A 19,631-nucleotide genomic window follows, 5' to 3' on the forward strand; every position below is an offset into this window, starting at 1 on the left:
CTGCTCGCACGCCGGTCCTCACATTGGGCCTAGAAACCTCGATCGCGCCGATATGCTTTGCGCGTGCGCGCCGATAGCCGTGCCTGCACGGCCCGGCGCGACATCCGCGGCGGCTTCGGTTCGCCCGGGGTCTCCGGACTGCAGCAGTTCCGTCTCGACGGCCCGGACGAACAGATCACGCGTTATGTTGCAGGAGTTTGTAGCAGTGATGATCAACCGCAGACGGCTGACCGAAGGGCAGGATGTTGATCGTCTCCTTCGGCCCGCATCGGCTCCCTGGAGAAGTTCTCGCAGGTTCGCCATCCACCTGGGTACGCTGCCTCTCTGAGCGCGTCACCAGCCATCCCGTGTAGCTCCCGTTTTCCTTGTATTCACCGCGGTCCCTTCAAGACCCTATGGGCAGAACCCGACAGCAATTGCGATTGAGTCGATCTGAATCGGAAAGAGATGATTGTCTGAACCAAGCTCGCGAGTCCTGGCATGTCGATTGCTAAGAAGTGCCCGCTACATCATGCCACCAACTAGACGCGAGGCCGAGACAGATCCAACCTGCCGTCGAAACCAATTCTCTAGCAGACAAGCGGCGCTGTTAATTGCCGCTCCGCCAACGGAGCCCGGTCATGCTGATCGACACATCCAAAATATTCGACTCCATTCGCATCAACAAGAAGGAAGCGCAGGAGCGCCAGACCGCGGCGCTGTGCGAATGGCCTGGTTGCCAGAACAAAGCGACCCATCCGGCGCCCAAGGGCCGCGGCAATGCCCGTGAATATTGGCACTTCTGCATCGATCACGTTCGCGAATACAATCAGTCCTACGATTTCTTCTCGGGGATGGACGCGGAAGCGGTCGCGCGCTACCAGAACGACGCGCTGACCGGCCATCGTCCGACCTGGAAGATGGGCGAGAACATCAGCGCCCGCAAAATGGCCGGCAGCGCGGCCGGTTTCGAGGACGACTGGCATGCCCTCTGCACGCTCCTCGAGCTGAATGGACGCGCCGGTGTCCGCCCCCGCTTGGAGGCCAAGCCTGAGGCGCGCAAGATTTTGAATGCCGAGCGGAAAGCGTTGCAGGTGATGGGCCTGAATGCCAATGCGACGCTCGGCGACATCAAGGCGAAGTACAAGGCGATGGTCAAGCAGCACCATCCCGATGCTAATGGCGGCGACCGCTCTACGGAGGATCGCCTGGTCGAGATCATCAAGGCCTACCATTATCTGAAGACCGTGGTGCGCGAGAGCTAGCCCGGACATGACTTGAACGGCTTCACCCCACACGCCGCGACGTAGCCCTATCGTGTGAAGGCTGCATCCGAGCTGGCGTGTAATCGGCTTCAGACCCCCACGCCTATGCCCGAGAGGCGAAGCATCTCCGTCACGTTAGCCTGAGTCTTTATCGAGAGCGCGCCCCGGATCAATCAACGACGAGCCTTTGATTCTTTCCTCCTTCATTTGCTTTCTTCTCGGCTTTGCAAGGAGGGGGCAAGTCCTCACGAGGCCTGAAGGGGCAGTTCGCAAAGGGCGCCACAGCAAACGCCGAAAGCTCAGCTCCTCGTCTGCTCAAAGACTCCGCAAGACTAAACTGCCGCTCCGCTGCTCGACTTCAAGAACGGAAAGCCGCTTGCTCTCTGGCTTGCGCCTTAGGACCACACCCATCCGCGTTCCGCATCAATGCAGGTGAGGCAACCGGCCTTTAATCACGCTCTTGATCCATATCAATTCGAGGTCGCGCCTGAGACGTTGTCGCATGTTTGGCGTATGTCGCATCCGCTCCAAACATCTCAGACCAGGCCGTCTTTGTCTGAGTGCCTCTCTCTTAAGGGCCATTTTGCCAAATCGGAAAGTGGTACGAGAATTGCTGTGCCCACCATGCTGGTTCTTGGAAGTCCTGATGATCGCATGCACGCTGTCGTCCTTATCAAGCAGCTGGTTGTCAATGTCCGCGAGTGGCGGCCCAACATGCGCAAGCGCCTAAGGGGGGCTGCACCGGTCGGTGACCTGAGGTGTGTCGAGCTGCGCGAAGAGTTCCGTGCCGAGCGCACTTCTTTATGCCGGCGCTCTAGATGTTGGTATGTTCTTACGAGAAGTGCTGACCTTGTCCGCCGCAACCGCTGCATCATTTGCCAGTCATTCTTTCGAGAGTCTGGATACGCACGCGACGATTCGGCGGCTCGGATAGTAATCCGACCGCTCGGCAACGAACGAAGTCAGCTCCGCGTTGGCTCAAACCTACGGGCGGTCCGCGCCGGTTTGCTCCACCTACTGATCGGTGCGCACCTGGACCGGGTCAAACACCTCGGGCCCGGCGCTTTCCTTCGCGCGGGCGTCCAGCTGCAACAAGCAGAGCCAACATTTGTGTAAGTAAAATGGAAATAGAAATGGATGACCAATCGCACGGCGAAATGCCACTCCCTTCAAGCATACGGGAAAGCCGCGGGCCAGACCTATTCAGCTTCGTCGAATGCGCTACACAGACAAGATCAATCAAAGCGCTGTTCGAGCTTCTTGTGAATTGCGCGAGCAATGAAGGATTTAATAAGGTCGCGTACGGAGCACTCACCTGCTCGAATGAGCGTCGTCTGCTGGATTATCTGCCGCCACCGCCAACCATAAACTTCCCGTCTGATTGGTGCCAACGCTATGCTGAGCAAGAGTATCGAGCGATCGACCCGGTAGTCCGGCGGACAGCAATGTTGCCAAGACCCTTTCTTTGGGATGAACTAACCCGTCGATATGAACTGCAGCCCCGTGAGCTGCGCGTCTTACGCGAGGCCAGAGAAGCTGGTCTTAAGCATGGCATAAGCGTGCCATTGTTTGGATCGCAAGGCCGATTGGCGTTCGTATCGTTTGCATCTCCCTTCGATGATGCCAATCCACAGGATTGCATGGCTCATCTCACGACATTGGCGTCGGCGTTTCACAACGCTGTCGCGCAGATTACACCGCCACTTGATGAAGATTGCGAGACAGACATTCCGCTAACCGAGCGAGAAACAGAGTGCCTATACTGGGTCGCAGAAGGAAAGTCAGCCTGGGTCATCGGGCGACTTGTGGAGGTCAGCGAGAATACCGTCAACTTTCACATGAAGAACGTCGTCAGAAAGCTAGGGGCGGCGAACCGGACAAATGCTGTACACAAAGCAACCCGACGCCGCCTCATTTAACTCCTCGCCCGTTTAAAGGCACGATCAAAGGCCCCGTTCTCGGGCAGGCTCTTCTGTTATTGCCGCGGATCGGGAGAACCGATCCCAATTGGCTTTAACGAGCGGCTCAAACCAGATAGCTGGGCAGGCAAGCACATCAGGCGCGCCTATGCGGTGTCCCTCGACAGCGGCCGGTGTGGACTTGGGGCGTCGTCGTTGCATGCAAATCTCGTTGCGCCAGACTCAATTGGCCTCTCAAGCGATCTAGCGTTGCTAAACAGGCTGCTCAACGTGATGGCGGAAGACGCTGACATCATCTTCAATCTTTTCGGCAACCGTCCGGAGGCGATCGAGGCTGCGCCGGCCGTCCCGTCTTTATCGATCAAGGCAATCGAAGTGCCGCTGCCTGATGCGATCCGCCGAGGCAAGGTGGTTCGCCCTATGGCAGCGGCTTGCCGGTGGACGAAGCCATGGTCGCCGAAGCCGTGCACTTCACCCCGGGGGCAGCGCCGCCTTACAATTGTGGCGCGATTTCGATCAACGTGAAGCCACCAGCTCGTTCAGCGAGGTCAATTGCCTATCTAGGCATTGTGGTAAGGGTTCTCCAGCCATCGACCTTGCCACATGTTGATCTGGCAGGAGGTGAGCAGGCCAGGACAATATTGCCGTGGCGGCCGCTGATGGCAAACGGTCTTGATCTTGATCCGTCGCTTGAACTCCTCGTGCGGCCGCTCAATGGTGTTAGTAACCGGTATGAGATCTGCCGGTGCCAAACGTTCCGCTGCGGTGTTCTACAGCGTGGTTTATGGTCCTACCATCGGCACAGAGGCAGCGGGCGCACGAATTGCGGGTCCGGCGATACAGGCAATGAGCCGGGAGTTCGAGTTGGGAGCTGGCCACCTCTGCGACTCACTGCGTTGTAGCAAGAGCGCTGACTCGCAGGTGGCATCTCGCCGCAGCTCAGATGCCGATGAGACGAGTGATTGGACTCGGCATCCAGCCAAGCTTCGGAGGGACGTTTGGCGTGGCGGCAGGCTCCGCCGGCAGCACTGATGTGACGCGGAGTGCGTCAAAGGCTGGGAAGATTCTGCTGGCCCGCGATGAGGTGGTGCTCGAGGTCATGGGCAACAGCATGGCGCTCTACGCGCATGCGGACGCCTTTCGCCCCGTGTGATTGTCGGCAGTCCGCTGCTGGCGAAGCAACTCGCGCAGGCTCTCGACAACCGACAAGATCGTCCTGGTCACGCCGGCCAATTTGGAGGAGGAAGGTATTCTTCCCAGATTCGGATGCGTGAGAGGCCCAGAAGCGACAACGCGAATACGTTGGGACCTTCGCCAGGCACAATAGTGCCCGCTGTTCGATCTTCCGCCGATTTGCCTCAGCAATTTGGGCAAGGGACTTCTTTTCGACGCACATGGGGCAGGCGCTGCGCTAACAAGCGGCGGGCTTTAGACAGCCGAACGCGACGACCACCTCGCGATCTCTTTTGGCGCAAGGCCGATCTGGCGCCAGTTCAACCCGCCACCTCAACAGTTTTGACCGCCAGCCTTAGTACCAATCCGCTTGAGCCACGTTCTTCCATGATTGGCTTCAAAGTTCGTGCCAATTCCGAGCGTGCAGCAAGGCTCTAGTTAATGGCTGTCGGAGTGGCGGGCAAGCACCGATGAAGCCCAGTGCACCTATGGCCGGAGGTCCTACGAGATGGTGTAGGATCGCGGCTACTCTCAGAAGTCACCGAAACTGCCGCGGACTGCAAAGTCTTTCGCAGGAGTGCCGCCACAATGAAACTGTCCTGTTGGTGCATGTGCTCGGTCAACGTGCCAGGTCCTAGTCTCTAGTTCTGTAGTCTCACGGAGAACGGAACTTAACGAAGGAGTTCCGCAAGTGTTTCGGTGTCCAGCTGTGGGCTGCCTTCATCAAAAATCTCACCTCGCATCTGCGTTTGCGCGACATCAAAGCGGGGGGATCAGCTCTTGACTAGATGAGCAAGACGCGGGCCAACTTCAGTAACGGTTCTTGCTTCATGGCACTTACGCAGAGATTAGAGTTCCGGCAATCGCAGTCGCTGGTCATGACGCCGCAGCTGATGCAGGCGATCAAGCTGCTGCAATTGTCCAATCTCGACGTCATGACCTTCGTGGAGGAGGAGCTCGAGTGCAATCCGCTGCTCGAACGAGCCAATGACGATGTAGCTGGCGCCGAAGCCCCGACTGAGGTCGATCAGGTCAGCGGCGAACAGCTGGCCGAGGCTGCGGCGCGCAACGCCCAGGATGCGGCGCCGACCACTTATACCGAATGGGGCGGCGGCGCCTCCGGTGACGAAGACTACAATCTCGAAGCTTTTGTCGCGGCCGAGACAACGTTGTCGGACCATCTCGGCGAGCAGCTCTCGGTGGCCTTCACCGCGCCCGCGCAGCGCATGATCGGCCAGTACCTGATCGACCTCGTCGACGAAGCCGGCTATCTGCCGCCCGATCTCGGCCAGGCCGCCGAGCGTCTGGGCGCGTCGCAGGCCGAGGTCGAAAACGTCCTCGCCGTGCTGCAAAAGTTCGATCCGCCCGGCGTCTGCGCGCGCTCTCTCAGCGAATGCCTGGCGATCCAGCTGCGCGAGCTCGACCGCTACGACCCCGCGATGCAGGCGCTGGTCGAGCATCTCGATCTGCTCGCCAAGCGAGACGTCGCGGCGCTGCGCAAGATCTGCGGCGTCGACGACGAGGACATCGCCGACATGATCGGCGAGATCCGCCGCCTCAATCCCAAGCCCGGCATGAAGTTCGGCTCGGCGCGCCTGCAAACCATGGTGCCCGATGTCTATGTCCGTCCGGGTCCCGACGGCGGCTGGCATGTCGAGCTCAACAGCGACACCCTGCCGCGCGTGCTGGTGAACCAGACCTATTATTCCGAGCTGTCGAAGAAGATCGGCAAGGACGGCGACAAGTCCTATTTCACCGATGCGCTGCAGAACGCGACCTGGCTGGTGCGCGCGCTCGACCAGCGCGCCCGCACTATCCTGAAAGTGGCAACCGAGATCGTGCGCCAGCAGGACGGGTTCTTCACCCATGGCGTCGCGCATTTGCGCCCCCTCAATCTGAAGGCGGTCGCCGACGCCATCCAGATGCATGAATCCACGGTGTCGCGCGTCACCGCCAACAAATACATGGCGACAAATCGCGGCACGTTCGAGTTGAAATATTTCTTCACGGCCTCGATCGCCTCGGCCGACGGCGGCGAAGCGCATTCGGCGGAAGCCGTGCGTCACCACATCAAGCAGCTGATCGATTCGGAGGAGCCCTCCGCGATCTTGTCGGACGACACCATCGTGGAACGCTTGCGCGCCTCGGGCATTGATATTGCCCGCCGCACGGTCGCGAAGTACCGCGAAGCCATGCGCATACCCTCCTCGGTGCAACGCCGCCGCGACAAGCAGTGGTCAACGGTCAACACTCAAGCATCGGCAGGAACTGGCCTCCAGGAAGAAACTTCCAGCCGTCGATTTGGACTCCACAAGCTACGCTTTGGATTTGCCTGAACGTGCGTCTATGGCGCGACATTTGTTGATTGGTGATTGAACGAAGCCGCTCGCGCCGACTGCCGTCTGACAGGATCCGAGTGTTCTCAGAGCCGACCCCTTCAGACAGGAGGTTTTCTGTTGCCTCAGGTGAGCCGCCGCATGCTCGAGGACACGACGGTGGGCAGTTTGTCGCCGGCAACGCAGCCGATCATATCTGAACCGGTATCGAAGCCTAGCCGAGTTTTTTTTAGCCGATCTCCCGCTTGGAGATGTTCATACGTTCCAGGTTCACCTTTTGGTGACAGGGATCTCTTGGCGACATCTCAACCAGATGGTCTGTGCGTTGCACTTTTTCGACGGCGTGACGCTCGGCCACAGTGAGATTCCCGAGCGCATCGCCTACGCGCGAGAGCCTCGCAAGCTGCCGATCGTGCTGATTGCCGAGAAGGTGGTGAGCTTGCTGAAGGCAATCCTGAGCCTAAGGAGCCGCATAACGCTGGCAAGGTCTATGCCGCAGGATTAAGCGTGTCGGAAGTGGCTTTCCTCGTGATCCCGGATATCGACAGACAGCGGATGGTAATCCGCGCCGAGGGGCACAGGCGGCATGGACGTCATGCTCTCGCCACGACTTCTTAACGTTCTAAGGGGCCTATTGACGGCTAACCCGACCGACACGCAGGCTATTTGCCGGCCGGGAACGTTAGCGGCCGCTTAATGCGACCGTTCTGTATGCTGCGTGCCGCTCGGCCCATATCGCACGGATCTGAACAAACGCGTGACGGTGCACACAGTGCGACATAGTTTTGCGACCCATCTTTTAGAGTGGCGCCGACATTCGTGTGATCCATTGTTGATGCGGTCTGCGCCGCAACAGGCCAGGCACTTGGCGCCTTCTATGCTTTGACGGTCGCATGGGCCAGCCGACTCGGCACCGGATTGCCCAGGTCGTTGGGAAGCCGAATTCCGCGTCGACGTCCTGAGCGGCATTCGGGCTCTGGGGTAGGTGAGGGGCGGCGTCATCGGAAACCTCGAAAGCACGGGCTCGATCCAAGCGAAGTCGGCGTCGACGTCCTCGCTCTCGCCGCGATGGTGCACGCCGCCGACAGAGGGATGAATCGGCTCCGCGGGAAGATCCAACGTAGCCGCGCCGACGTGCAGGTCGGTGGGCAACGCCTTACTCATAGAGTCTTGAGATACTCGACAAGCGCTCGCCGTTCGGCGTCGGTCAATTCTGGTCCGATCACGCCCGGCGGCAGTTTCCTTAAGTCGGTTTCCTTGCCCTCGAAGGAATGTCCGCGATTGCTATTCCCAAGCAGCGACACATCGAAGTTCGTCAAGCCGGCCGCACAACTGTCGGCCGACTGTGCTTTGGTAACAAGTCCGACATTGATCGGGTCGAACGCACGGCTGCCGACGCAAAACGACGTCGGCCGCTGGCCCTGCGGTACCAACATGTCTCTCAGGGTCGGAACGGACCCGTTGTGCAGATAAGGAGCTGTCGCCCAGACACCGTCCAACGGGCGCGCCCGGTACTGAGGTTCAAGGGCGAGAACAGCTTCGTCCTTCCCGTTGCGGCTTGCACGCGCCCCGACATAGACCCGCTGGTTTTGGCAGTTCTTTCTCGGTCCCCACATTTGACGCTTAGTTTCTTCAGAAGTGCCGTTCGCAATCATCCATTGGTCAATCGTCTTGCCCACCACGTCCATGAGCGCGAGTACAAACAGAGGATCTGCCCCTTTATCTGCCGGAAGGCCACAACCTCCGGCTTTGTTGAGATCATCTGCAGGATTTAATCCGAGTGACTCGGGTAGGTGAACGCGCCGCGTCGTGAGGACGCTGGATTGTTGGGGGTCGGTGCCGATCGCTGTGACCGGCATCTGGACCACGTTGAAATAATGCCGTCCGCCGATCTCCACCCAATTCTTCTCATTCTTGGCTGAGCGATCGGGGTTCTCTGGGCTCCAGAACGAATCTTCCGGCCACTTTTTGTCGAAGGCAGTATCGTTGACCGGGCCCCGGTGGCATTCAAAGCAGTGAGCGCGATAAAGATCGCGACCTTGTTCGGCGAGCTTTTCATCAGTCGCCCAGGCCGGGTCACCGCGGAATTTCTCCTGCGCGTCCTTCCATTGGGGGGCCACGAGGCCGGTAAATTTTCTGCGGCCTGCATCGCCCGCCGAAAAGGGATCGGCGCCGCGAAGAAGCTCTTCGAACCGCGCGATTTCGGATAGATGTATCGACGAGGCAAAAAGCGGCCGTCCGGGCGCCGCCTCTGTCATGTTGATTTTTGCGCTGACACCGAGTGCCTCGCCGGAATTGCGAACGAGTTCGTTGAGAACAGAGGCGTCATACTGTGCCCAAAGGAAATACGGCGTGCCCCAGATTGGCGGAAAGCTCACGGGCGCATCGTGCCGCGCGAAATTGCCCTTGAGGAGTGGGTCCCGGAGTTCGCCAGTCACGGGATCGAGGAGGTTCGTATAGAAAACCTGGTTCCCGATCCGGTTTAGCGCATCAAGTCGACCGAACCCTTCGTCGAGATCCGCCACTCCCTGGTCCGTCAAAAGTCTGTCGGTCGCTGCCTTTTGGTTCTTGATCTTCTGAAGTGCAAGCTCCAGATCGCCTCGAATCTGCTTTCGATCGACGCTTTGCCCTTTGATCCGCTCCAGCTTGCTGGCGAAACGCTCAAATCGCCATGGCAACATCAGTGTGTAGCCGATCGATAGCCCGATGACTCTTTCAACTTCGCCGAGATTGACCATCGCCGGCCCACCGTCGAACCGTATGCTGACATTCTTGTATTCGAGATGCCCCGTATGACAGGCGGCGCAGGTTAGTCCGATCTGATCTTCATATGGGGCGCCCGTCGTCGGATCGACACCGCCCTTGAGGATGGCAAAACCGACCGGCAAAGCGTTCGGATTCTCGGGCGCGCTTGGAGCCCAACCGGAGGTCGCGGTACCCCCATTCGGTGTATCGTCGTGATAACCATATGAGGGCGCATTACCGGTAAAGTCCATTGAGCCAGGACTCGGGATGAAGCCCAGGCGGCGCAGATAGTCCTCGTCGCTCAAGCTCGTATAAGAGAAGGACGGCTCCGGGCGTTCCAGGGCCAAGAACCACTGATAGGGGACAGGAATGGTCGCCGTCCCTTGGGACGTGTGGTGAAACCAGTAACGTTGGCGAGAGCTCCAGTTTTGCGGCAACCAATAAGCGCTTCCGATTTTTGATGGCTCCGGCAGGGTCGCAGGCAATAATTGAGCGACCAGATTTGCGTCGTTCTTGATTTTAAGGGCTGCATCGCGAACCTTCTCCGGCGCGAAATACACCAGGCCGGCCGCCACGATCACGACAACAAAAGTTGCCAACAACAGCTGGTGATATGAGGCCAGCGCATCACCCAGGAATAAAAACGAGAGCCAAAAGAAGGTCTCCCCATAACAAGCACTCCATCAATCTTTTCGTTGAGTCGAGCCGAGCCGGCAGACTGCCGCAAACGGCCACGGCGTCTGTTACTTGTTCAGCAGTCGGCTATTGATGAAGGCGACCACGTCAGCCGTCTCGGCTGCCGTGCGCCGGGTTATTGTCGCCGCCGCCGGGCCCCCCTGCAAGAACGACGGGAACCAACCGAAATTGCGAACATTCCAATCTTCTTTCGGCCAGACCGCGCGGTTCACGCCAAGCGCTGCGAAGTTTGCAATTTTCCTGGCGAGTGGCTGCGCTGTCTCGGTGTGACAGCTGACGCAATCGGTATTGAAGAAGTGGCTCTTGTTCGGATCGGCAATGGTATTGACGATCTCGATGATGCGGCTGTTGGGTACGTTGCCATCGATAAACTCGGAGGTCGAAACACCCTTGCGATCAGCGGCGGGCAAGGGCGGATTTTGCAACGCCGCGTGTCGACAGGTGATCGGATTTTGATTGTTCGTACGCGGTTGCGGGACGACATGTTTTCCGCCGATGATGCTGAACATCTGTGCTGCGTGCAGGCCATCAAGCGTCGGGCCGGGCACGGGTATTAGGCCTGCTTGCGGGACCCTTAACATGGACACGAAAATCCACGGCTCGGGCGGCGCGATGCCCATCACTGCCATGGTGTTGAGGCGCTGAGGCGAGAGATGCTTCTCAAGCAAGGTCTTGAGCGCATCGCGAAAAGCCTTGGCCGATGCTCCTACAAGGCCCGGATGCACGTTCAGATCACCGGCAGTCGAGACTTTGACTTTACCAAAATGTCCGGCTGCAAGCTGATCGCGCAAGGTCGCGACGTCACGAACGATCGCCTTGAAGGCTTCGTCGTCCGGTTTGAACCGCGGGAACGGCACGCAACCGTCCAGAGGCGGATCCGCCTCGAGAGTGAAACTGAAGATAAGGTGACCCGCGGTGTCGTGAACCTTAAAGCCGTCCGGCCCATTGGTCACCGGCTGAATGATGAGGCGGATTTGCGGTTGTCGGCCAAATTGGGCGATGACATCCGGCGCCAATCCCGGCGCGCCGGGATCGATACGGATGCCAGCCACAACCCAGGCGTCGATCTTTTTCACGGCATCGGGCAACTGAATTTGACGTACACCCGAATCAGGCACGCCAGGACGCTCCGGATTTTCAGCGTTGGCTATAAAGCGCGCGAAGTCCGCGTCGGAAAACAGCCGCTGGGGAGATCCAGAGGGACCGGCGAGATCGGACACTGCGATCAGATTGGCGAGGTCGCCCGCCGACTTCGGCGGAGGAAAGAGAATGGACACATCATTAGGCGCAAGCGGCTTTGATGCAGCTTGCGCCGGAGCCGTTGTGACGTCCAAAGCTGATGCGAACATCACTCCCGCCGCAAACAGTCGTGCAAGCCGCCGACGAAACCTCAATCTGTGCATTTCACCCCTTGTCACCATTGGAAATCCCCCTGTAAGACCAAAAACTTCAAGCATCAGCTGTCAAAAGCGGCGGTCCGCCGCTACGCTCTCTCGCTACGGCAATGCGAGCGACGGGATTAAACTCCTCATTCCTCACCGTAGAATTGGCTTTGCAAGGTCTTGAGTTTCGTCGGATGCAACGCCTCCTCAATACAGCCGAGGAACATCTCACTTCTTGCAGTGACCCGCGTCCTGTCGACCGGCGCATGTGCCATGTCCGTTTGCAACGCGCGTACGGCCGCCCAGTCGTTTGCACGATCCTTGAGTAACTCGAACAGTGTTCGGCGATTGTTGGGCGGAGATAATCGGTCGTCCCTATACCGGTGCAATCGGAAGTGGGCGACAGTGACCTTGGCCGAGATCTTGGCATCCCTGAGCGCGTCGGGAAGCGTCAGCAGATCGAACCCTTCGAGCTCGCCCAGCTGCTGCATTTGATCCTGCGCTTCCTGATATTGCTCGCGGCCGATCAGTTGATACATTCCTCGCGGGCGAAACAGCCAACCATCATCCGTTCCGGGTCGGTTGCCGAACAGATTGCCGTCGTAGCCAAGGACGAAGTTGGCCAATTCCTTGGGATGGTTGAGTAATGAACCAATGTCGAGCGCGGGCTTGTTTGCGGCCGCAAGCTTTGCGTTATTCTGGTCGATGCGATCGCGCCATTTCTGTGGGAGTTGTGAAGCCGCGCTGTACGAGAAATTCTCGCTGCTGCGCGTAAAGTCGGCGCTGTCGTAGGAGACTGACCCAAGAATATAGGCCAGGATACGAGGATCCGCCTCCTCGAGGCGATCCCATTCCTGCAACAAGGCCTTAACCTGCTCGGCCTGATAATAGGCCATGTAGCTCTTGCGATATGGCGGAACAGGTGGAGGAGCCGGTGAATGGTCCTTGCTCGATCCGTTCAACTGGCGCTCGTAGGCGGCGAGTTTTTCTTGATACTTCTCATAACCGCGCTTCTGCAGCCAATTGCTCTCATAGCAGGCGAGCAACGGCTGCGGCTTGATCTTTGCAGATGGTTGATATTCCTTCGCTAACTCGCCGGCGTAGGCAGCGCGTGCGAGCTTGGCGTCCTTAAGCGTTTCAAATGCGGACGCGACCGATCCATTCAGAAGATGGAATAACTTCACCTGCAGGCAATCAGCGTTGCTCTGCCTTTCGCGGGACTGATCAAAGTCGTCCTTCGGAACGCAGTCCCAAAAGCGGCCGCTGCTCAATGAGATGATATCCTCGGTCTTCTGAGACAGCGTCCAGCCGAGTGGAAGGCTGTAAAACAAACCTGTGATGTCGGTCCGGCCGAACGTCGGAAAGTGCTGCACACTGGGAGTCACTTCGACCTCCGGCCGACGATCAATGCTGGTTGCATGATTGAGCGCGACATAGGTTCGGGAGGTTCGCGTGCTCAGAAGCGCTCGTACCGGCTCCATGAGCTCACCGAACATGAATGACCCATGATCACCGAATTGCCCGCTGACGAGCGACAGCAGGTAAATCCTGAACTTCGGCGCATCGGATGTGCCCTTGATGGTGTTAAGCTTCTCAATTAGGTCGAGCGCGGTCTCAATTCCAGAGTTCTCCACGTATCCGCCGTCCACCAGGCGCGCCTGCGGATGAGAGGTTATGCAGTCATTCTTGACCGAGACGGTCGCTGCCGGCGTCACCCACGGAAATCGCGCGCTCGTGAAAGCAGCTGTGCTGAGCGGAATATGAAGCGAGTGGCTCTTGACCGTTTGGTCGGCCCCGGTGCCCGCGCGTTCAAGCGCTGCAAGAACACACAGGTCCGTGTCCTTCGGGTGCAGCGGATCAAAATCGAACGGAGAGATGACAGCCCGTTTGCCGCTGCCGGCATCTGTCGTGTTGAACAATAGAGCCGGCATGTTGTTGCCGGGCGCCCAATGGGACTGATAGTCCGCCTTTAGCAGGTTGGATTGATCGCCGGTGCCCTTGTGGCCGCCGAGCATTCGGTCCCCGGCGTTCTCCAAGGTGTATTCGAGAAAGCGCGCGCGATCGAAGGCCGGGATCGCAAACGGTGAAAACATTTGGGTGAAATCGGTAAACAGAAAGCCGGCGACCAAAGGCGACAGAAAATCCGTTGCCAAGACGCTTGCAACGCGCTGCTCGACCGGGCCGGGAGCATCAATATCTTGGACCCGCCCAACCCCGGCGAGGAAATCTGCGATTTTGGGGCATGTCTTTCCATCGACGGCATTCGAATCAAGGGACCCATTTTCGGCGTGGAGCGCAGTGGCGAAGATTGCCGAACCGACGCTGCCCCCGGACACACCGCTTATCGCAAACAGATGTTGGCGAAATGCCGGACAGAGATCCTGCAGCCGCGCAAGGAACCGCGCCGCGTTATTGGCGGCATAGATCCCTCCGCCTTGAGCCGCCACAATGAATACTGGATATTCGCCGAGCCTCTTCGCTTCCTCCACCCGCGGCTTCTGTAAAAGCCACTCGCGGAATGCGCCGGCAGCGGACATGCGCGCTTTCTCCGGTGGGCTGTTTGCTTCTGAGACGGTACGCAGTTCGTGGTTGTCACTGCCGAATAAGGAGGCAAGCAGAAATAAGCCGCCAAAGACAACCGGAATAAACGGAAACGCAAATCTGATGGTCAAGAGAGAAAAATGGACCGCCAGACCAAAGACGCAAACCGCAAAGAGAGCGATCACGCCGAACGATCCGAGAAATTGTGCAAGCCTATCCGGCAGCAGGACGAATGCTGCTGTCAATAGCACGATGCCGCCGATCGAGAGCGCGAGAAACCTGTAGCGGATGAAGTAAGCGTTGTTGGCGCGGCTCGCGATATCAATCGAGCGATCTCTTGACCCTATTCGCCAAGTAAATGCCACGAAACAGGCGAGCATGATCAGCATGGCAATCGCGAGGATGAGCAGCATGTTCCGCTCAAACGCGAGCGCCTGGTCCTGAATGCGGAAGATACTGCCGACTTCCTCGACCTCTCCAATCTTTTGCGCCGGTCGCGAGGCGAATTGGCCTGCTGTGGCGGCGATGATCGGCAGTGCTCCAAGCAAGACGGGAGCAAGTCTTATATAGAAGGCCAGGCGCCCTGAGGGCTTAGGGATTTGCGGCAGGGATGCAGTTGTGAGCTGAAACGCACTTGCCCAAATGGCGATGGCAATCACACCTAAGGCAGCGAACTCCTTGAACGTCACCCAACCAAGGTCGTCCGCGGCTATCCGATAGAGCTCCTGAATCTGATCTGGCAGGTAGAGCAACACTGAGATAGCTGCGGACAGAACAATTATCCATCGAAGGTTGCGCAATAGGGTAAACAGCTGCTCGCGCACACTCATCGCGTCATCTCCCTCACATACTTATGGAGCTTGCTGGCAAGCCACTGAAAGAGGCTCTGGTACTAGGCATTCGCGCCAACTCTCGTCGAAATTGTTCAGCCCGTAGCGTACGGGCGGCTTGAAAGAGATTGACTTTTAGGACGCGCTCTTAGGTAGCGCGTCAATTATTGTGCTCGTCCCTACAGGAGTGTGCCAGGTTTGTCGATATGTTCTGCGTGGCGATCGCAGAGTTTTCCTCCGGCTGGCGGTTCATCGTCGGGCAAATCGCTTTCCTATGACTCCTCTTGAGAGGGGTGGCGCAGCCTTATCACACACGCTGAGCACAAACCGCACCGTTGGCTGTAGGAAGTTACGCGCTTGCCAGGCACAGGGTGCCAGATGGCCCGCGTGGACGCTGCGGTGGAATCGCCCGCGATGGCGACGTCTTGCTGCTTGAAAGAAAGGCCTCACGCTCTTGTTCAGCATGGCTCCGGGCGGAAACGCAAAAAAACGGCAACGCCGCTGCTGTAGTCTGTGAGGCTACGAAGTCCCGGAGTGTGGGTGCTGCTGCGCGCCCTGCCGACGCTACCAGGAGCGATGCCGACCTAGGATTGAGGAGTGCCTGCTGCGACCCGTAGGCCGCAGAGAAATGGCTGACGCTATCGAAAGGCTGTAACTTTCCTCCGGCGTTCCGCGCATAGCTCGCTCCACCCACTCGTGATTGACGGAACCCGCACTGCTATGAAAGTGTTGCACCTTTCTGACCTTCATCTTTCGGCGAAACACCAGCACGACGAGGAGATTGTCCTAAAGGCTGCAATAGAAGCAATCGAAGCTCGCCGGGACGAGGCTGGCGCTTTCGATGTTGTAATCTTTTCGGGCGATCTCGTGAATCGCGGCGGGGATGAAAACGTTTTTCAAACGGCCACATCCACGTTCATCAAGCGCTTTCTGAACGCTGCCGGCGCTTCTGAAAGCCAATTTGTTATATGTCCCGGCAATCATGACATCGATCGTGATGTCGTCCGAAGAGTCGGCTACATCGAAGCCGGCCTTCTCAAGACACTTACTAATCGGAGTGAAATCAACAAGTTTGTCGACGATCATTGGTCTCACCCGATTTCCTCCGCTCCCCCTCCATTTGCACGGTTGTCAGGATTCTACCGTGATGTTTGGGCAGCCGCTTCAGATAGCTGCATATCGACCAATCTTTTCCTGAAAGCCTACATCATTAAACAAAGCGATGGTGACATAGGTATCGCCTGCTTCAACACGGCATGGCGCTGCACGGGCGAAGCGGACGACGTTGACAAGGGAAACCTGATTCTCGGCGAAAGAGTCGTCGATCATGCTATCGAACTCTTGCGTTCGGCTCGCATAAAGATCGGCGTCTTCCACCATCCCCTTTATTGGTTAAATGAAGCTGACCAAGTAGCTGTCGAAGGGCGGCTCCAAGCTGCGTTTGACTTACTCGCCTGCGGTCACATTCATCGTCCAGGACCCGAGTTGCGTAAAACGACGATGGGCGATGCGATACTTTCACAGGCCGGCTGCCTGTATGGAAGCCGTGAGTGGTTCAACGGCTACAGCATTGTGGAGACCGACAGCAGCGACACTGCAATTGTTCGCTTATACGAATTTTCAGATCAACGTCGAAAATTCCTGCCAGCCACGCGAGTTGTAGACGAGGGCATTGTCAGATACCCATTTTCCTCCTCTGGAGGCACCTCTACAAACACACTTTCAACAATACTGCGCAAAGCCCGCCCAAATATCCGAAGGTTAGCAAATGACCAGATAGCACTCGCGGGCATTGCAGAACAAAGTAGAGATATTGACGAACACTTTGTTTGCCCGCCGTTAAACAGGCTTTCACAGGCAATCCCCACCTCACAGGTCAATGATTCTCCAGAGAATGACCGCGAGAACTTGTTGGGCATTCTGAAAAGCAAAGAAAACGTCACCATCGTGGGTCGGTCAGAGCTTGGGAAAACGACCGTTGCTCACTATATCGCCGTTAAGGTTTCAGAAGGCTTTGGCGATCAAGCGCGCTTTCCTTTGATTGGAAAGTTTGCTGAGTTCGACTCGAAGGATGGGAGTCTGTGGAGACTTTTCCGCAGTTATGCAAATGAAGTGTCAGATGGTGCCGCGACGAGAGCCTTTGTTGAAACCAATCCGGTATTCGCAATTGTTGACGACGTAGATTTGTTTGACGAGCCCCGCGTCAAGGCTCTCGGCTTGCTGATCACGAAACACAAGAATGTCCGTTGGTGCATATTTGTCCGGGCAGCAGCCGGCACGGAGTCTCTTTCGACGGCTTCCGGCAATGCCTTTCCAAACACCGAGCAGTACGTCATCGGAGAGTTACGTCGGGGAGCGATCAGAGCCCTGTCTGATACCTACTTCGTAAGTAAAGACGAACAAGATCGGCGCTATCAGAGCCTGATGGAGCAGTTGCAGCGTATCGGCCTTCCCAGAAGCGGCTATGTCGTTTCGCTTATCCTTTGGGCGTTGAAGAATAGGTCCCAGGGCGAACTGCTAAACGAAGCCGTTTTGTTACAGAACTTGATCGATCACATTTTAGGTCGCATGGATTACACGGGAGCGCTTCGTCGTGAGTTTGACTTCACCATGAAGTCGCTAGTCCTTCAGAACCTAGCTTTCCACTTTAAGACGACTAATGAAGTCCAATCCAAAAACGACGTGGTCGAGTTTGTGATCGGCCTGCTCAAACGTAAAGGACTTAGATATGACGCAGCCGAAATTGTTCGCGCGTTTATCAAGTGCGGCGTTTTGTACGAGGTCTCTGAAACCCTCTCATTCCGCTACCGACGCTTTCAGGATTTTTTCTTTGCTGGGTATCTCCGAGATAACCCTGCTGATATCCAAGATATCTGCAAAGGGGAACGCTGGCTAGAGTACACAAAGGAGCTTGATATCTACACGGCGCGATTTCGTCACGAGAAGCAGTTTCTCGCGTTTGGGCGACAGATAATCGAAGGCATCAACCGCCCCGAGCCGCCTCTCTCCGTTGAGCAGCTCGAAGACTACCTTTCCGAAGGCCAGAATCTCGACTTTACGCAGGCGCAGCTCAGCAAAATGCGCAAAGAACGCATGACGGCCGAGAAAATCGACGAACTGATGGATAAGGCCGACCAGCGCATCGCCGAAAAGCGCGAGAAAGAGGCGCGTGACAAAGCGAAGACTGGGATCGAAATCCGAAGCAATCGCGTAATCAAGTTTTCTATGGCAGTGGAGATGTACAGTGAGTTCATCCGAAATCTTGAGTTTGTCGATAAGGAAGTAAAGACAGCGCATCTGGAACATTGCTTGACGTGCTGGGAAACAATTCTTCGTGGCTTTCTTTCCGGCCTCAAAGAGGCAATCGATGATTTAATTCACGATATACATAATGGAGGCGAAGTCGCCGCCAAAGTGAACAAGAAAGGAGGCACGCTCTCCCCTGAAAAGCTGTCCCAGCTATTTAGGTTCATCGAGGGTACGATCAAGCATGTCATGCCGACCATCGTTGCTGAGATCGCCTATCAAAACCTTGGAAGCGAAAAGCTGGTTGATTTTATCGATGAGCAGATACGCAGCGAGAAGACATCTGCAATTCGCACGCTGCTCTGCTCTTTCATGTTGCTCGAGATCGACTCGTCGCTAGCTATAACCCGGATAAGTGAGTTTTACGGATCGGAAGACACGCCACGGTGGGTGACAGCTGTCATAACCGAGCGCCTGTACAGCTATTATCGGCAACGACCTCTGGCGGGCGCAACACGCAAAAAATTTGAGGAACTTGTTGTGACGCTAGAAATGCGCTTGGCCGGTGAATCTCGGCCAAGAGTTCGAGGAAATTATTTATCCGCCTTGAAGAAGAAGGCATTCAAAGAACCAAAGTCCTAAGCTCTTATTCTGGATGAAGCGCCACCTACAGTCAAACATCGAGCCAAGTCGCCGGACTTGCGGCGCGGATTTGGGGCGGCGGACTCGATCATGGCCATGGATCACCAAGGGTCGCGCCGGGCGGCGATCATGGTTCGATGAACGCTGCTGCGCCCGGATCACGCCCCGGCCTGCCTTGACCAGATCGAACCACCGCTTCAGGTGCGGATGCGCTCACCATTCGATCCGTTGATCGACCGGGGGCGGTAGCCCGCGGGTTCATATCAGTTGTTTGGTCATCTGATTCAGCGTCCGGAACGGGCCTCGACGGCGTCCGTCGGCCTCACGCCTATCTCGTCGCGGGGCCCGAGCGCGGCGCGTTCACGCCGAGTATTGCTGCACGATCGCTTTGCCGCGCGTCGAGAGTCCGCATCTGGCGACGTCCGATCGGGATTGACGTTCATGAATTTGCTCATCGCCGCAGTCCCTTGAGGAAGCTCGGCTCGTCGAGCGCGAGATCCCAGTATCAAGTCGTTATCGTACAGGCCCCGGCAAACTTATCGACATTCAGGTCGATCCCGAGGGTGGCGAACGCCTTTAGCGCCGTTCCGAGGCTCGGATTCTTCAGCCGGCCAGTCTCGAACTGCGAGATCCACTCCTGGGTGGTCCCCAGCTTCTCCGCGAGTTGCTTCTGGGTCAGCTTCCGCCGATGGCGGGCATCCCGGACGGCCAGTCCTAGATCGCTGATTGTCTTCAAAAATCAGGCAAGCCATTCCGTATGAGATTTAACACATATGGGACGGATATGATTTTTACGCGATATCGCGGCGATGTAAGCCTTAGCAACTATGCAGAGCTATGAGTTAAAACTCATGCCGGTGCGATCGGCGCTCGTCTC

Annotated in this window: 9 protein-coding genes; 5 read left to right on the forward strand and 4 right to left on the reverse strand. The window is 57.2% G+C overall.

Annotation, left to right across the window (positions count from 1 at the left end; all coding sequences use genetic code 11):
- Window positions 1–620: 620 nt before the first annotated feature.
- The 4 genes from ACNJYA_RS08225 to ACNJYA_RS08240 all read left to right on the forward strand — a co-directional run bounded on the left by ACNJYA_RS08225 (window position 621) and on the right by ACNJYA_RS08240 (window position 7,177).
- Window positions 621–1,244: a J domain-containing protein gene (locus ACNJYA_RS08225; protein ID WP_439402434.1), complete on the forward strand. Its 624-nt coding sequence runs from the start codon at window positions 621–623 to the stop codon at window positions 1,242–1,244.
- A 1,133-nt stretch (window positions 1,245–2,377) separates the two neighbouring features.
- On the forward strand, window positions 2,378–3,163 hold the full coding sequence (locus ACNJYA_RS08230) for a helix-turn-helix transcriptional regulator (protein WP_439402435.1): 786 nt from the start codon (window positions 2,378–2,380) through the stop codon (window positions 3,161–3,163).
- Between the two features lie 2,003 nt (window positions 3,164–5,166).
- The gene (gene rpoN, locus ACNJYA_RS08235; RefSeq protein WP_439402436.1) at window positions 5,167–6,672 is read left to right on the forward strand and encodes an RNA polymerase factor sigma-54; all 1,506 of its coding nucleotides are present in this window, start codon (window positions 5,167–5,169) and stop codon (window positions 6,670–6,672) included.
- 280 nt (window positions 6,673–6,952) lie between these two features.
- Window positions 6,953–7,177, forward strand: coding sequence for a hypothetical protein (locus ACNJYA_RS08240; protein WP_439402437.1), 225 nt, complete (start codon window positions 6,953–6,955; stop codon window positions 7,175–7,177).
- Between the two features lie 655 nt (window positions 7,178–7,832).
- Here ACNJYA_RS08240 and ACNJYA_RS08245 read toward each other — a convergent pair.
- The 3 genes from ACNJYA_RS08245 to ACNJYA_RS08255 form a co-directional block, all read right to left on the reverse strand.
- A complete protein-coding gene (locus ACNJYA_RS08245) occupies window positions 7,833–10,016 on the reverse strand; it encodes a di-heme-cytochrome C peroxidase (protein ID WP_439402438.1) in 2,184 nt (727 codons plus the stop codon).
- A 144-nt stretch (window positions 10,017–10,160) separates the two neighbouring features.
- Complete coding sequence (locus tag ACNJYA_RS08250) at window positions 10,161–11,462, reverse strand: c-type cytochrome (protein ID WP_439402439.1); 1,302 nt, start codon at window positions 11,460–11,462, stop codon at window positions 10,161–10,163.
- A gap of 179 nt (window positions 11,463–11,641) precedes the next feature.
- Window positions 11,642–14,866 carry a hypothetical protein gene (locus ACNJYA_RS08255; protein WP_439402440.1) on the reverse strand — a complete coding sequence of 1,075 codons (3,225 nt, stop codon included), beginning with the start codon at window positions 14,864–14,866 and terminating at the stop codon, window positions 11,642–11,644.
- Between the two features lie 720 nt (window positions 14,867–15,586).
- Between ACNJYA_RS08255 and ACNJYA_RS08260 the strand changes: the two genes are divergently transcribed.
- Window positions 15,587–18,754, forward strand: a complete 3,168-nt coding sequence (locus tag ACNJYA_RS08260; RefSeq protein WP_439402441.1) for a metallophosphoesterase — start codon at window positions 15,587–15,589, stop codon at window positions 18,752–18,754.
- Window positions 18,755–19,259: 505 nt separating this feature from the next.
- Here the strand turns inward: ACNJYA_RS08260 and ACNJYA_RS08265 are convergent.
- Window positions 19,260–19,490 carry a helix-turn-helix domain-containing protein gene (locus tag ACNJYA_RS08265; RefSeq protein ID WP_439402442.1) on the reverse strand — a complete coding sequence of 77 codons (231 nt, stop codon included), beginning with the start codon at window positions 19,488–19,490 and terminating at the stop codon, window positions 19,260–19,262.
- Window positions 19,491–19,631: the final 141 nt, after the last annotated feature.

Source organism: Bradyrhizobium sp. BLXBL-01 (genome assembly GCF_051853025.1).
GTDB lineage: Bacteria > Pseudomonadota > Alphaproteobacteria > Rhizobiales > Xanthobacteraceae > Bradyrhizobium.